The organism is Ascidiaceihabitans donghaensis (assembly GCF_900302465.1).
GTDB lineage: Bacteria > Pseudomonadota > Alphaproteobacteria > Rhodobacterales > Rhodobacteraceae > Ascidiaceihabitans > Ascidiaceihabitans donghaensis.
The window spans coordinates 2,606,236-2,619,121 of record NZ_OMOR01000001.1 but is presented as its reverse complement, the minus strand read 5'-3'; the positions used below and the strand labels follow the sequence as shown (position 1 = coordinate 2,619,121).

The following is a 12,886-nucleotide window of genomic DNA, read 5'->3' as shown; positions in this document are numbered from 1 at the left end:
CTGGCGCCGTGTGTCCAGATGGTGCGACCAATGTGGGTTTCGGGCATATTTCTGGTTTCGCCCTGCGCCTTGCGTGGGTATACCGACGCGGGTTTGATCAAAGACTCAGCGAATGAAGGACGAAAAGCCATGGCGAATGTTGTTGTTGTCGGTGCCCAATGGGGTGACGAAGGAAAAGGCAAAATTGTCGATTGGCTGTCAGAGCGCGCCGATGTGATTGCGCGGTTCCAAGGGGGACACAACGCGGGTCACACGCTGGTCATTGATGGCAAGGTTTATAAGCTGAACGCGCTGCCGTCCGGTGTCGTGCGCGGTGGGAAACTGTCGGTCATCGGCAACGGCGTTGTCCTTGATCCGTGGCATTTGCTGAATGAAATCAAAACGATTCGCGAACAGGGCGTTGAAATTACGCCCCAAACTCTGATGATTGCGGAAAACACGCCATTGATCTTGCCGATCCACGGCGAATTGGACCGTGCCCGCGAAGAGGCGTCGTCGAAGGGCACCAAAATCGGCACGACAGGGCGCGGCATCGGGCCGGCCTATGAGGATAAAGTGGGCCGTCGGTCTGTGCGCGTCGCTGATCTTGCCGACGCAGCCACGCTGGAAGCCCGCGTGGACCGCGCTTTGCAGCACCATGACCCTCTGCGTAAGGGCCTTGGCATTGATCCTATCGACCGCGATGCGCTTGTGGCGCAGTTGAAAGAAATTGCACCAGCCATTTTGGAATATGCAGCACCGGTTTGGAAGGTTCTTGGCGAAAAGCGTAAAGCTGGAAAACGTATCTTGTTTGAAGGCGCACAAGGCGCATTGCTGGACATTGATTTCGGCACCTACCCGTTTGTGACATCGTCTAACGTCATCGCAGGTCAGGCCGCCACAGGCGTCGGTCTTGGACCAACATCAATCGATTTTGTTCTGGGTATCGTCAAAGCCTACACAACCCGCGTCGGTGAAGGCCCATTCCCAACAGAACTGGACGATGCCGATGGTCAACGTCTGGGCGAACGCGGACATGAATTTGGCACAGTGACAGGCCGCAAACGCCGGTGTGGCTGGTTCGATGCCTGCCTTGTGCGACAAACATGCGCGACGTCAGGTGTATCGGGTATCTCTCTGACCAAATTAGATGTTTTGGATGGCTTCGATACATTGAAAATCTGCACGGGCTACATGCTGGACGGCAAGGCATTGGATTACCTACCCACAGCCGCGGACGAACAGGCCCGTTGCACACCAGTCTATGAAGAAATCTCCGGCTGGTCGGAAAGCACCGAGGGTGCGCGGTCCTGGGCGGACCTGCCTGCGCAAGCTATCAAATATGTACGTCGCATCGAAGAGTTGATTGAATGTCCTGTGGCCCTAGTTTCCACTTCACCGGAACGCGAAGACACAATCCTTGTGACGGATCCGTTCGCCGATTGAAAAGGGAACTCTATGGCGTTGTCATATAAAGCACGCAGGCGCTGGGCGCTGGTCGTTCTGTTGGTTGGTCTGCCGGTTTACATCATTATGTGTACGGTCGTGATGGCATGGTTGACCGGTGAAGGCGACGCACCGTTGCCATTTTTGGTGCAATTGTTGATCTATATCGGGTTGGGTGTGGTCTGGGCTGTGCCTTTGCGCAAGATTTTCAAAGGCGTGGGGCAGGCGGACCCTGATCAGCAAGGCTGATCCTTCGGCTTTGCGAAAACCCGCGACCCAGCGCACGCCACCCCAAAATACCAACAAGGACTGCGCCTGAAGAGGCCGCGTAGAATGGCAAAACCAAAGCGGCATCGCGTGAAAAAACGGTTTCACCCCACCGCACGATCAAACCCGACAAGATCAGACCGACGGGCATCAAGCCCCACGCCAACATGCGGTACAAACTGTTGACCCGCCCCAGCAAAACATCCGGAATACTACGCTGGCGATAGCTGACAGAGACTGTGTTCCACGTTAGGCCGGAAAATTCGAATACCATGATCATCGCAGCAAGGCTCAGCCAATTTGGTGCAAATGCGAACCCAAAAAAGCAGGGCGCTGACACCACCAAACAGACCTGCGCAGTGCGCATCGGCCCGTACCGTTTTATGATGGTTTCTGCGACAAAACCCGCGGCAATGCCGCCAACAGCGCCAGCGGCCAACAAAAGACCGTAAGCTGTCGCGCCTAAATTCAGGTTTTCCTGAACATGTAGAACAAGCGCTATCGCAGACATCTGAAAAAGCAGGTTCCACGCCCCGGTGATCCACGCCATAGACCGCAACAACGGTGACCTCCGCAGAAAATCGAACCCTTCTTTCAGTTCTGATCGCCAGTTCGGGGCGGACTGCATTTCCGGCTTGAACGCGCCTTTTATCGGCCACACCAGCCACAACGCAGCCAGATAGGCCATTGTGTTCAAAGCAAATGGCATTGGGACAATCGTCGCAATCAAAAATGCACCCAAGGCCGGGCCGATCAGTGAATTCCCGACCAATTCGACACTCCACAGCCTGCCATTTGCAGCCTCTAGGCGTTCATGGGGAACAAGGCTTGGCAGCATGGTTTGGGCGGCATTGTCACGGAAAACTTCTGCGCTGCCCACCAAAACGGCCGACAACAAAAGCATGTAGAAAAGGCCGGGTTGCGCCAAACCGGTCTGAGGGGCAGTCGCTAGTGGCATCGCAAGAACCACCGCAACAGTGGCCGCTGCAAAGCCAAATGCGCGTAACACATCCATAGCTACAATCAGCCGGTGTCGATCCACGCGGTCGGTTATGACCCCTGCTGGCAATGCGAAAATGAACCACGGCAAGCGCAACGCGACTGGCATTAACGCGATCAGAAATGCATCGCGTGTCAGCAAAGTGGCCATCCAGGCCCAAACGACAGTGGCAACGCCGTCTGCCAGATTGGTTAATCCTGCAGCCGCGACAAATCGCGAAAACGGAGAAAGCGGGAGAATATGTTTCATACATGCCCAGTTGGGGGATGAAGCATGGTTGAGGTCAAGGGCAAACGTGTTTCTGCGTGTGCATCGTTTGATGGAACGGGTATGTGTCGCCCCTTCGTGCAACTGCACATTTGTGGCTTTGCATGAAAGGCGTCACACGCGTTCAGCATTAAAAAAGGGTGACGCCCGAGCAGAAGCGTCACCCTTTTGGGTCAGATGCTGATGGCCGGCGTTAGCCTGCCGCGCGCGCATCCGGTCGGTAGCCAATGTCGCCTGTCACAGCAAAGCGGCCACCTTTGATCTTTTCGATCTTACCGGCACGCAAAAGCTGGCCGAAAGAACGCAGACCGTCTTCGCGGCTGAACTCTTCCTTTTCCACCTGACGCACTTTGTTCATCAACTGCGGGCGCGAAAATTGGTCGCGGCCTTCGATGAAGGACATATAAGATGCCGCGGCTTCCAAAAGATCGGGCAGTTTCACAGCACCCAATTCGGAAGCGTAGTCAGCAAAGCTATCTGCATCACCGCTGGCGATTTCGGGAGTTGACGCAACCCGGCGTGGACGCACAGGCCCGCGCAGGTCGGTTTGCGGGGTGTCGACACGTTGCTCTGCCACCAGTTTCAAAGGGGCAGGGCGCGGTGTTGTGTCGGGACGTTCCGACCGGGACCCACCATTGGCAGAAGGGCGGCGCGGTTTGACGGCTTCGGCCAGATCAGTGCGATACGCCACTTCCTGTTTTTCGCTGTCTTCGGCCACAAGCCCGCCGTCAGCTTTTTGGGCGGCAACCGCAGCACGCAAATGCGCAAAGGCTTCGCGATTTTGTGCCCCTTCTGCATCGTCCATCTCGGCGTCTGTTTGGGCCATAAGGCGCGACACATCTTCGTCAGGATTGCTTTCTGCGGCGATGTCAGCCTGCGGTTCGACAGGTGCGTCCGGTGCAATGTCCAAGTCTGACACAACATCCTCGGACGGCGCAGTTTCCGCTTCGACCTGTGCCAGTTCACGCATCAGGTCGTCTTCGTCTTCGGGTGACAATGAACTTGGGCCAAGGTCCTCTTCGACTTCTTCCAGTTCACCTTCCGCAATTGCCTTTTCAAGATCGGCACGCTTTACCTTGATAACGCGGGCAACCCGGCGTGGTTGGGCGGCTTCATTCGGGGCTTGAACGATCTCATCTTGTGCCTGTGTGCCATCTTCAGACTCCGCGTCAAAGATGTTGTCGGATGCATCTGTAACCGCACCCATGGTGTCGTTAAGCATCGCATCCAGATCATCATCGTCATCCGCGTCGGTTTCGGCAACTTCGTTTGCGTCAAAGCTGCTTTCCAACCCGGCCAGAATGGCCGAAATGTCATCATCGCCGTCTAGATCATCGCTGGCTGTTTGCGTGGTTTCGGTTTTTGTTTCTGCAACCTGATCAAACGCGTCTTCCGCCTGTGTATCTGGCATCTGAGCGTCGGGCGCGCTTACCGCAGCCATTTCATCGGCAGCTAAAGCAGCTTCAATATCTGCCAATGCGTCACCTACGATGTCGTCATCTTCAGAGGCTGTCGCGTCTACCTGAATGTCATCATCGTCTGCCCCGTCATATTCCAAACCGCCATCCACGTCCGCGGCTTCGGGTGTATCCGACACAACGCCGGCTTCTGCGTGTTCATCTTCGGAATAGTCATCATCATCGTCAGAGCTGGTTTCCGCGCTAGAGACAACGGCGCGAATGCGTTCCAGTTTGGCCGCGATGCTGTCTGCGTGTGGCACGATGCCAGCGACAACCGGTGCTTTATCAATGCCCGCATCGCCCAGATCTTCAAAGTTCGCGTCATCAGCGTCTTCAACATTGCTTTGGGCGAAGAAGGCGTCTGCTTCAGGCAATTCCGCAGCGAGATCGCGGGCGGGAGGTGTGGTGTCGTCTTCAGCTTCATCGGCGGACACGTCGATTTGTGTCGCAGCCAGAACTTCAGCATCGTGAGCTGTGCGTGCAGCTTCATCATCAATCTGATCTTGTTCTGCCTGCCGCGCTACAGCTTCTGCTTCCACGCGTGCTGTTTCTGCATCCGCTTCAGCCTGTGCATCGGCGGCACGTTGTGCTTCTGCAGCGGCGCTTTCGTCAGCCAGACGTTTTGCTTCAATCTGTGCTTGAACTGCGTCGGCCTGTGCACGCATTTCTTGTGCACGCATTTCGTCGGCACGCAATTCCTGCGCCTGTTCTTCTGCGGCTTGCACTGCGTCTGCATCTGCTGTGCTATCGTGTGGTGCGTGCGTGGACGACGTATCGCTGTCTGCGATCGCTACGGGGTCCGTGGCGCTTAGAACAATCTTTCCCTTGTCCTCGCGGGCTTCCACCCGTCGCGAAATTTCTTTTTCGGCAATACGCGCCAGCATTTCTGCATCGGGAATTGGGGGTTCAGCCCCGAAATAGCGATCATCAGACGCCAGATCGCGAAAATACTCCGCGATTGCTTTCATAGTGCCAAATGAATCATCAAATCCTTCCAACGTGCACGAAAAGGTGCCGTAGGAAACTGTCAAAATTTTATTGTTACTCATCATAGGATGCTCGTCCTCTGCGGTGGTGCAGTCATTCGTTTACCCTGTTTGGTCGGGCGAAAGCGGCCCGAATCTGTGCCTAGGACGGTATCATTTCTAGGCGACAATGTGGCCAGTTTCCTAATTTGTGTTTAATACACTCCAAATGGATAGAATTGTTCACAGTTTAGAGCCAGTCATGCTGGTCGGAGGCGGTCCGGTCGGCGCAAGCGATCTTTCGCAGGTGTTAACCATTGCGCCTACGATTGTGGCCGCGGACGGCGGCGCGGTGCCGGTTATTAAGGCGGGATTGATGCCCTACGCTGTGACAGGTGACTTTGATTCTTTGCCAAAAACCCTGCGCGACACGCTGCCAGATGGGCTGTTACACCATACACCTGACCAGAACTACACCGATTTTGACAAGGCGCTTCGCTTGATTGACGCCCCTGTTGTTGTGGCGGTCGGTTGCATGGGCGGGCGCGTGGATCATCAGCTTGCGGCTTTTCACACCCTTGTGGCGCGCTGCAATCATCGCTGCGTTTTGGTGGGCCCAGAGGAAGTCGTTTTCCACTGCCCCAAACACATAGATCTTCCGACACAGGTGGGGGACGTGGTGTCGTTGTTTCCGATGGCTCGGGTCACGGGGCGTTCAGATGGATTGAAATGGCCGATTGAGGGGCTTGATTTCGCACCGGATGTTTTTGTGGGCACTTCTAACAGGGCTACAGGCCCAAGTGCACTGCATATGGACGTGCCGGGGATGTTGGTGATTTTGCCCCGCCGCATGTTAGCACAAGTCACACAGGGGCTGGCTGATTTGCCAAAGCCCGCGCAGTGGCCCGCTCGCGCAGCACAATATACAGACCCGCCCCAATCGTAATCACAATGCCGATGCTGGCGAGACTGTTGGGCAGGTCCTTGAACACCAGGAAACCGATCAAGGTCGCAATTGGAATTTCCAGATACTGCATCGGCGCCAGTGTGGCGGATGGCGCATAGCGTAAAGACCATGTCATCAACAGATGTGCCAAAGTGCCCAATGCACCGATCGCAAAAAGAAGGCTCGTTTCACGCGTGTCCGGCGAAATGAGCGACAACGCAGGCACATCAAAGGACTGCGTTAGAAACAACACTGGTCCCACTATGCAAACAGCCATCACACCGCTGACGGCTTGCAGTCCAATCGGGTCCGTCTGTTTGGCGATCTTTCGCGTAACCAACATGAAGACTGCGAAATTCACCGCAACCCCCATAGGCAAAAGCGCCGGCCATCCGACCTCTGCAAAGCTGGGCTGCACAACAAACAAAGTGCCTACAAAGCCCACAAGACATGCAATGACCCGACGGCGTCCGACTTCTTCGCCCAAGTAGTATTTACCCAAAAGCAGCATCAAAAAGGGCATAATGAATGCGATAGCCACCGCATCGGCCAAAGGCAGATAATGTAAGGCGCGAAACATCATACCTATGCCCGCAATGTGCAGTAAAGTGCGCAAGAATGTCAGTTTCAGGACCATTCCGGACATGCGCCACGCGCGTTTGGTCGCCAACACAAGCGGAATAAGAAGAACGGCCTGAACGGCAAATCGCACCAGAATAAGCTGCCCCAAAGGTACGGTTTCCCCCAATAGCTTCGCCACGGCGTCACCAACCGGTGCGACGATGCAAAAGCCGAGCATTAGGATCACGCCTAATAGGGGTTTGTCTTGGGTCATGCTGCGGACCCTAGTTCGCGGGTTTGGGTAAGGCAACGCAGCACTTGCAACGCACGGTGGTATGTTTTGGTGAGGGTGTGACGCTATATGGCGTCAATTTGCTATCGGCTTTGTCTGAATACGGGTGTGTGGACCCGCGCAGCGCGGTCCGCGCCTGTACCGGCTGAAGCGACAACAACTGACGATATGGGGGTTAAACATGGAAATATGCTATGCGAAAAGGCGATGGCGTTAGGGCTATACTTGACGCATCGCCCAGAACTTCCCGATTGCGGTCTGTCTTTTCCAACATCAATACAATCGGCTGCGCGTTGCGAAAACACACAGCCGCGTTGGTTAATCCTGTGGCAGGTAAAACCCGTTACGTTCCATTGCGCCCATAAGGGTGTAGTTCAAATCGGGAAACGTTTCGCGGAGCTTTTCTTCGTAAGCGCGGTGTTGCCAGTCTTTGGTGGCTTCCAGCACCAGCAAGGGCGTGTTTTTCGCGATAATGCGCTGCGCCCCCAAAACCGCTGGCCATTCATGTCCTTCTACATCCAGATGCAGCACGGACACTTTCCGGGTTTTTGGCACCAAATCATCCAATGGTGTCACCGCGACTTCGATTGTTTGGCCCTCGGCGGCTTCTTCAACGATTGTGGACATGCCACCCAGAATGCGCCCCTTAAACGAGGCAATCTGCAGGTGCAATGTGTCTGCTTTTTCGCCCACTGCAACTGGGTGCAGTTTAACATTCTGGATGTTGTTCATCTTCAGTGTCGTGGTCGAGGCGTCAAAGCTGTCGGGGTTTGGTTCAAACGAATGCACCTGACGCTTGCCTGCTGCTTGGGCTAACGCAGGCATGAAATCCCCGATAAAGCACCCGCCTGAAATGATGTCACCGTCGCCAGCGAACTTGCTGATCAGGGCGATCGTGTTGGGTTCATTCACTTCGCCCTTCAGCAAAATACGCGAAACTTCACGTTTTTTGTATTGCTCAGGAATACAGTAGAACCCGTATTGATTGACGGCTCTTAGCATGATGCTCTCCCACTCTGCCTTGGCTGTGCGCTTTTGGATGGTCTGCGCAGTTCTTTTGCGCAAACTCTAGGGCGTGTTTTCATCGCAAACCAGTGGGGACGTCACTTTAGAAGCGTGCGTTGCAAATCAGCAATTGGGGACGTTGACGGCAAGCCCCCCAAGGGAGGTTTCTTTGTACTTCTCTGACATGTCCATGCCGGTCTGGCGCATTGTTTCGATGCAGGCATCGAGCGGCACGAGGTGGGTGCCGTCGCCGCGCAGGGCCAAAGACGCCGCAGACACGGCTTTGATCGCACCCAGCCCGTTGCGTTCGATGCACGGCACTTGCACAAGGCCGCGCACCGGGTCGCACGTCATGCCCAGATGGTGTTCCAACGCGATCTCAGCTGCATTTTCCACTTGTTCGGGTGTGCCACCCATGGCCGCACACAGGCCAGCCGCGGACATTGCGGCTGCACTTCCCACTTCTGCCTGACAGCCCGCTTCTGCCCCAGAAATCGAGGCGTTGAACTTGACCAGCCCGCCAATCGCGGCAGCGGTTAACAAGAAGTCTTCCACATGGGCCTCGGATGCGCCGGGCACATGGTCAAGGTAGTAGCGCAATGTGGCGGGCAAAACGCCAGCGGCCCCATTTGTCGGGGCAGTGACCACTTGTCCACCCGCCGCGTTTTCTTCGTTCACGGCCATGGCGTAAACGCTCATCCAGTCGTTGATGGTGTGGGGGGCTTGTTGGTTCAGTCCGCGTTCAGCTTGCAAAGCGTCATGGATGCCTTTGGCGCGACGTTTGACCGACAGACCACCGGGCAGAATGCCATCGGTCTCCAACCCGCGATTGATGCAATCGTTCATCACTTGCCACAGACGGGCAGTGCCCTTTTTCAACGTGTCGGCGCCGCCCCGCGACACTTCGTTGGCGCGTTTCATTGCGGCGATGGATTTGCCGGACTGGGCCGCCATGTCCAGCATTTCTGCAGCGGATTTGAAAGGGAAGGGCACAGGCGATCCTTCGTCGGTGTCTTTGCCTGCTGCCAATTCGCTTTCGGTCATCACAAACCCGCCGCCAATGGAATAGAACACTTCGCGCAAGGTCACATCGCCTTGGGCGTCGGTGGCCATCAGGATCATGCCGTTGGCATGGCCATCAAGTTTGGTGTCGTAGTCAAAAATCATGTCTTTTGCCGGATCAAAAGCCAACGGCGGCAGATCAGGCGGGGTTAAAGTGTGGGTGTCGCCCAAAGCCGTCAGGGCAGCTTCGGCGCGGTCATTGTCATATGTGTCGGGCAAAAAGCCTGCCAGACCCAGGATCGTGGCGCGGTCAGTGGCGTGGCCCACACCTGTAAAGGCCAAGGATCCGTGCAGCGATGCGCGCACACCGGAGAACTCAAAGGGCGACGCCCGCATCATATCCAAAAACCGTGCGGCGGCGACCATCGGACCCATGGTATGTGACGAGGACGGGCCAATACCCACTTTGAACATCTCGAAGACAGATAGAAACATATTAAAGGGCGCTTCCGTGTTTTGGTGTGGCGGGACGAGGTGCAGTAAAGGGCTGAGACCCCAAACCTTCGGTGTCCTGCAGAATGCGCACTTCGGGTCGCTGTTCAAGGCGGGCGCACAGCGCGTTCAGGTTCGGATAGTCTGCCAGACGAAACCACGACCGGTCTGTGTCATTCGGATACAACGCAGGCCAGCGCAGCAGGGCGCCAAGATAGTAATCAAGTGCTCCGGGGGGGTCTTGTCCCAGCCAGTTGTGCGGCGTGTCCGCAACCGTATTTAACGTCTGGAACTGCGCCACAAGTGCCCTTTGCAGCCCGAGACGCAAAGCGGATTGGCCTGCCGCGCCCTCGATGTATTTTTCAGGGTAGAACGTCATGCGCAGGGCAGGGTGCACCGTGTTCGACAAATAGAACAGCCATTTCAGGAACGCGCCGCGCGCCGGATCATCGGGGGCGGGGCCGATGGTGCCGTGTGTGTCGGTCAACCACAACAAGATCGCACCCGTTTCAAAAATGGGCCCCTGCGGGGTTTCAAGCGTTGGAATAAGCCCGTTTGGGTTGATCTTCAGATAGGCATCACTGCGTTGCGCTGCTGTGCTGCGGTCCACCAATACGGTGTCGTAATCGACACCCAACCGTTCAAGGGCCATGCGGATGATCAGTGACGCATTGTCGGGGGCATAGTGTAAGATGTAGCTCATGAGGTATGCATAAAGTGATTGTGCCTGTGTTATTGGACGCTTTGCGACGGGGTGTGCCTTGATTAAGACGTTTGCAGCGCGTGTTAGGGTTCGTTTGAGTATTTGGGATTAGAAAGACGCATCTCGTCGCGCAAAGGCTGTGACGCGCAGGGTGGTCTTTACCCTCGCCAGCAGGGGCGCGGTTTTCTATAAGGTTTTCAAATACACTCAGGGGAGTCGGCACATGTCCGGAGAACTATCGCCCATCGACAAGGCCAAATTTGTCGCTGCCAAACGCGCGGCCGACTATGTTGAAGATGGTATGCGGGTGGGGCTTGGAACCGGATCAACAGCGGCCTGGCTGGTGCGTTGTCTGGGCGATCAGGTCAAAAACGATGGCCTCAAGATCAAAGGCGTACCCACCTCTACCCGTACCGCCCAATTGGCCCGTGAAGTTGGTATCGAGGTTATTTCGTTGGATGAAGCCAAATGGCTGGACCTGACCATTGATGGTGCGGATGAATTTGATGGCGACCTGAATTTGATCAAGGGCGGCGGCGGTGCGTTGCTGCAAGAGAAGATCGTAGCCACGGCATCCGATCAAATGGTCGTGATCGCCGACGTCGGAAAAGAAGTCGAAACTTTGGGGGCGTTTCCCCTGCCCATAGAGGTCATCCCGTTCGGCTGGCAGACCACGCAGGCCCTGATCGAAGAAACTCTTATTTCCATGGATGTTTTGGGCCGACAAGCGACCCTGCGAATGAACGGCGACAGGCCCTTTATCACCGACGAAGGCAACCACATTCTGGACCTGCATCTGAACCGCATTGGCAACGCCCGTCAGCTCTCTATGGTGATCAACCAGATGCCGGGGGTGGTTGAAAACGGATTGTTTATCGATATCTGTGACGCCGTTGTCATCGGCTATGGTGACGGACGCGTGGAAGTGCGCGACATCAATGAAGGTACTGTGGAAACGGATCGGCTCGACTTTGTAGAAAGCGACAATCTGTTTTCCGATTTGGCGGACTGATTTATGGAACGCAATCGTTTTGCTGGCACGCCGGATGCACCTAAACGCCTTCCGTCAGCTTGAATTTATCTAGAAGTAGGACCCTGAACATGAACTTTGATTTTGATCTTTTCGTCATTGGTGGCGGATCAGGGGGCGTGCGTGCGGCCCGTGTGGCGGCCGGAGAAAATGGCGCAAAAGTCGGATTGGCGGAAGAAAGCAGGTATGGCGGCACCTGTGTTATTCGCGGCTGTGTGCCCAAAAAGCTCATGGTGTTCGCGTCCGGCTATGCCGGGATCGAAGCGGAAGCAGGCGCTTATGGTTGGGATGTCACTTTGGGCGATTTCAACTGGGACCGATTCAAGGTCAAACTGCACGCGGAACTGGACCGTCTGGAAGGCATCTACCGCCGTTTGCTGGCCAATTCCGGCGTGGAAACGTTTGATCAACGCGCCACAGTCAAAGACGCGCATACTGTTGTACTGGCCGATGGAACCGAAAAAACTGCCAAACACATTCTGGTCGCAGTAGGTGGGCGCCCAACACGTCCCGATATGCCGGGTGCGGACCTTGGTATCGTGTCTGACGATTTGTTCGATCTTCCCGAATTGCCCAAGTCGATCCTGATTGTCGGCGGTGGATACATCGCATCCGAATTTGCAGGGGTGTTGAATGGGTTGGGCACAAAAGTGACCCAATTCTATCGTGGGGATCAGATTTTGCGCGGTTTTGACGATGAAGCCCGTGGGTTGGTTGCCGAGCAGATGATCGAAAAAGGCATTGATCTGCAAGTGAACACCAATGTCGCGGAAATGGAAAAGCGCGAGGGCGGCATTTGGGTCAAATCGACCAATGGTGACGAGGCTTTGTTTGACCAAGTGCTGTTTGCGACGGGCCGCGCACCCAACACGGATGGTCTGGGCCTAGAAGCGCTGGGCGTTGCTTTGGACAAAGGCGGTGCCGTTGAGGTGACGCCCTATTCACAAACGGCAGTGCCGTCGATCTACGCCATCGGTGACGTCACCAACCGCGTCAACCTGACGCCGGTTGCGATCCGCGAAGGCATGGCATTTGTCGAAACAGTCTTCAAAAGCAATCCGACCCCCGTTGACCATGATTTGATTCCGTCAGCCATCTTTACGCAGCCCGAAATGGGCACAGTTGGCATGGGCGAAGAAGAGGCCGCAGCCCTGGAACGTGTTGAAATCTATTCAACGACATTCAAGCCGATGCAATCGTCCTTTGCCGGACAACCGGACCGCGTGTTGATGAAACTGGTGGTGTCTCAGGCCACGCGTAAGGTCTTGGGTTGTCACATCGTCGCACCGGCGGCTGGTGAAATGATCCAACTGGCGGGGATCGCCGTCAAAATGGGCGCCACAAAAGAGGATTTTGACCGTACAGTGGCTGTTCACCCGACAATGTCGGAAGAAATTGTGACGATGAAGACCCCGACACGGGTTGTGGGATGAAAACCAAGGGGCGGGCGGCTTGATTTCTTGGCATGAAA

The 12,886-nt window shown here is 55.6% G+C and carries 11 protein-coding genes; 5 read left to right on the top strand and 6 right to left on the bottom strand.

Annotated features, from left to right (window positions below; genetic code table 11):
- Positions 1 to 129 precede the first annotated feature (129 nt).
- Together ASD8599_RS13020 and ASD8599_RS13015 are read left to right on the top strand one after the other, a co-directional pair.
- The gene (locus ASD8599_RS13020; protein WP_108830176.1) at positions 130 to 1,425 is read left to right on the top strand and encodes an adenylosuccinate synthase; all 1,296 of its coding nucleotides are present in this window, start codon (positions 130 to 132) and stop codon (positions 1,423 to 1,425) included.
- Between the two features lie 12 nt (positions 1,426 to 1,437).
- A complete protein-coding gene (locus tag ASD8599_RS13015; protein WP_108828931.1) occupies positions 1,438 to 1,674 on the top strand; it encodes a DUF2842 domain-containing protein in 237 nt (78 codons plus the stop codon).
- Here the strand turns inward: ASD8599_RS13015 and ASD8599_RS13010 are convergent.
- Together ASD8599_RS13010 and ASD8599_RS13005 are read right to left on the bottom strand one after the other, a co-directional pair.
- Positions 1,634 to 2,941 carry an MFS transporter gene (locus ASD8599_RS13010; protein WP_108828930.1) on the bottom strand — a complete coding sequence of 436 codons (1,308 nt, stop codon included), beginning with the start codon at positions 2,939 to 2,941 and terminating at the stop codon, positions 1,634 to 1,636. The two genes, ASD8599_RS13015 and ASD8599_RS13010, sit on opposite strands and share 41 nt — an antisense overlap.
- 211 nt (positions 2,942 to 3,152) lie before the next feature.
- On the bottom strand, positions 3,153 to 5,471 hold the full coding sequence (locus ASD8599_RS13005) for a hypothetical protein (RefSeq protein ID WP_108828929.1): 2,319 nt from the start codon (positions 5,469 to 5,471) through the stop codon (positions 3,153 to 3,155).
- Between the two features lie 175 nt (positions 5,472 to 5,646).
- On the opposite strand from ASD8599_RS13005, the gene ASD8599_RS13000 reads away from it, so the two are divergent.
- A complete protein-coding gene (locus ASD8599_RS13000; RefSeq protein ID WP_245926036.1) occupies positions 5,647 to 6,330 on the top strand; it encodes a thiamine diphosphokinase in 684 nt (227 codons plus the stop codon).
- On the opposite strand, the gene ASD8599_RS12995 is transcribed toward ASD8599_RS13000, so the two are convergent.
- The 4 genes from ASD8599_RS12995 to ASD8599_RS12980 all read right to left on the bottom strand — a co-directional run bounded on the left by ASD8599_RS12995 (position 6,248) and on the right by ASD8599_RS12980 (position 10,385).
- The gene (locus tag ASD8599_RS12995; RefSeq protein WP_108828927.1) at positions 6,248 to 7,165 is read right to left on the bottom strand and encodes a DMT family transporter; all 918 of its coding nucleotides are present in this window, start codon (positions 7,163 to 7,165) and stop codon (positions 6,248 to 6,250) included. The two genes, ASD8599_RS13000 and ASD8599_RS12995, sit on opposite strands and share 83 nt — an antisense overlap.
- 336 nt (positions 7,166 to 7,501) lie before the next feature.
- Complete coding sequence (locus ASD8599_RS12990) at positions 7,502 to 8,185, bottom strand: FkbM family methyltransferase (protein ID WP_108828926.1); 684 nt, start codon at positions 8,183 to 8,185, stop codon at positions 7,502 to 7,504.
- 126 nt (positions 8,186 to 8,311) lie between these two features.
- Positions 8,312 to 9,685, bottom strand: coding sequence for an L-serine ammonia-lyase (locus ASD8599_RS12985; protein WP_108828925.1), 1,374 nt, complete (start codon positions 9,683 to 9,685; stop codon positions 8,312 to 8,314).
- A 1-nt stretch (position 9,686) separates the two neighbouring features.
- The gene (locus ASD8599_RS12980) at positions 9,687 to 10,385 is read right to left on the bottom strand and encodes a glutathione S-transferase family protein (RefSeq protein WP_108828924.1); all 699 of its coding nucleotides are present in this window, start codon (positions 10,383 to 10,385) and stop codon (positions 9,687 to 9,689) included.
- 223 nt (positions 10,386 to 10,608) lie between these two features.
- On the opposite strand from ASD8599_RS12980, the gene rpiA reads away from it, so the two are divergent.
- Together rpiA and gor are read left to right on the top strand one after the other, a co-directional pair.
- A complete protein-coding gene (gene rpiA / locus ASD8599_RS12975; RefSeq protein ID WP_108828923.1) occupies positions 10,609 to 11,397 on the top strand; it encodes a ribose-5-phosphate isomerase RpiA in 789 nt (262 codons plus the stop codon).
- Positions 11,398 to 11,486: 89 nt separating this feature from the next.
- The gene (gene gor / locus ASD8599_RS12970; protein ID WP_108828922.1) at positions 11,487 to 12,848 is read left to right on the top strand and encodes a glutathione-disulfide reductase; all 1,362 of its coding nucleotides are present in this window, start codon (positions 11,487 to 11,489) and stop codon (positions 12,846 to 12,848) included.
- Positions 12,849 to 12,886: the final 38 nt, after the last annotated feature.

Excerpts from the sequence above, each read along its gene's own strand:
- ASD8599_RS12980 (WP_108828924.1), bottom strand. The coding sequence starts at position 10,385 with ATGAGCTACATCTTACACTATGCCCCCGACAATGCGTCACTGATCATC.
- ASD8599_RS13000 (WP_245926036.1), top strand. The coding sequence starts at position 5,647 with ATGCTGGTCGGAGGCGGTCCGGTCGGCGCAAGCGATCTTTCGCAGGTG.
- ASD8599_RS13020 (WP_108830176.1), top strand. The coding sequence starts at position 130 with ATGGCGAATGTTGTTGTTGTCGGTGCCCAATGGGGTGACGAAGGAAAA.
- ASD8599_RS12995 (WP_108828927.1), bottom strand. The coding sequence starts at position 7,165 with ATGACCCAAGACAAACCCCTATTAGGCGTGATCCTAATGCTCGGCTTT.
- ASD8599_RS13005 (WP_108828929.1), bottom strand. The coding sequence starts at position 5,471 with ATGATGAGTAACAATAAAATTTTGACAGTTTCCTACGGCACCTTTTCG.
- ASD8599_RS13015 (WP_108828931.1), top strand. The coding sequence starts at position 1,438 with ATGGCGTTGTCATATAAAGCACGCAGGCGCTGGGCGCTGGTCGTTCTG.
- rpiA (WP_108828923.1), top strand. The coding sequence starts at position 10,609 with ATGTCCGGAGAACTATCGCCCATCGACAAGGCCAAATTTGTCGCTGCC.
- ASD8599_RS13010 (WP_108828930.1), bottom strand. The coding sequence starts at position 2,941 with ATGAAACATATTCTCCCGCTTTCTCCGTTTTCGCGATTTGTCGCGGCT.
- gor (WP_108828922.1), top strand. The coding sequence starts at position 11,487 with ATGAACTTTGATTTTGATCTTTTCGTCATTGGTGGCGGATCAGGGGGC.
- ASD8599_RS12985 (WP_108828925.1), bottom strand. The coding sequence starts at position 9,685 with ATGTTTCTATCTGTCTTCGAGATGTTCAAAGTGGGTATTGGCCCGTCC.
- ASD8599_RS12990 (WP_108828926.1), bottom strand. The coding sequence starts at position 8,185 with ATGCTAAGAGCCGTCAATCAATACGGGTTCTACTGTATTCCTGAGCAA.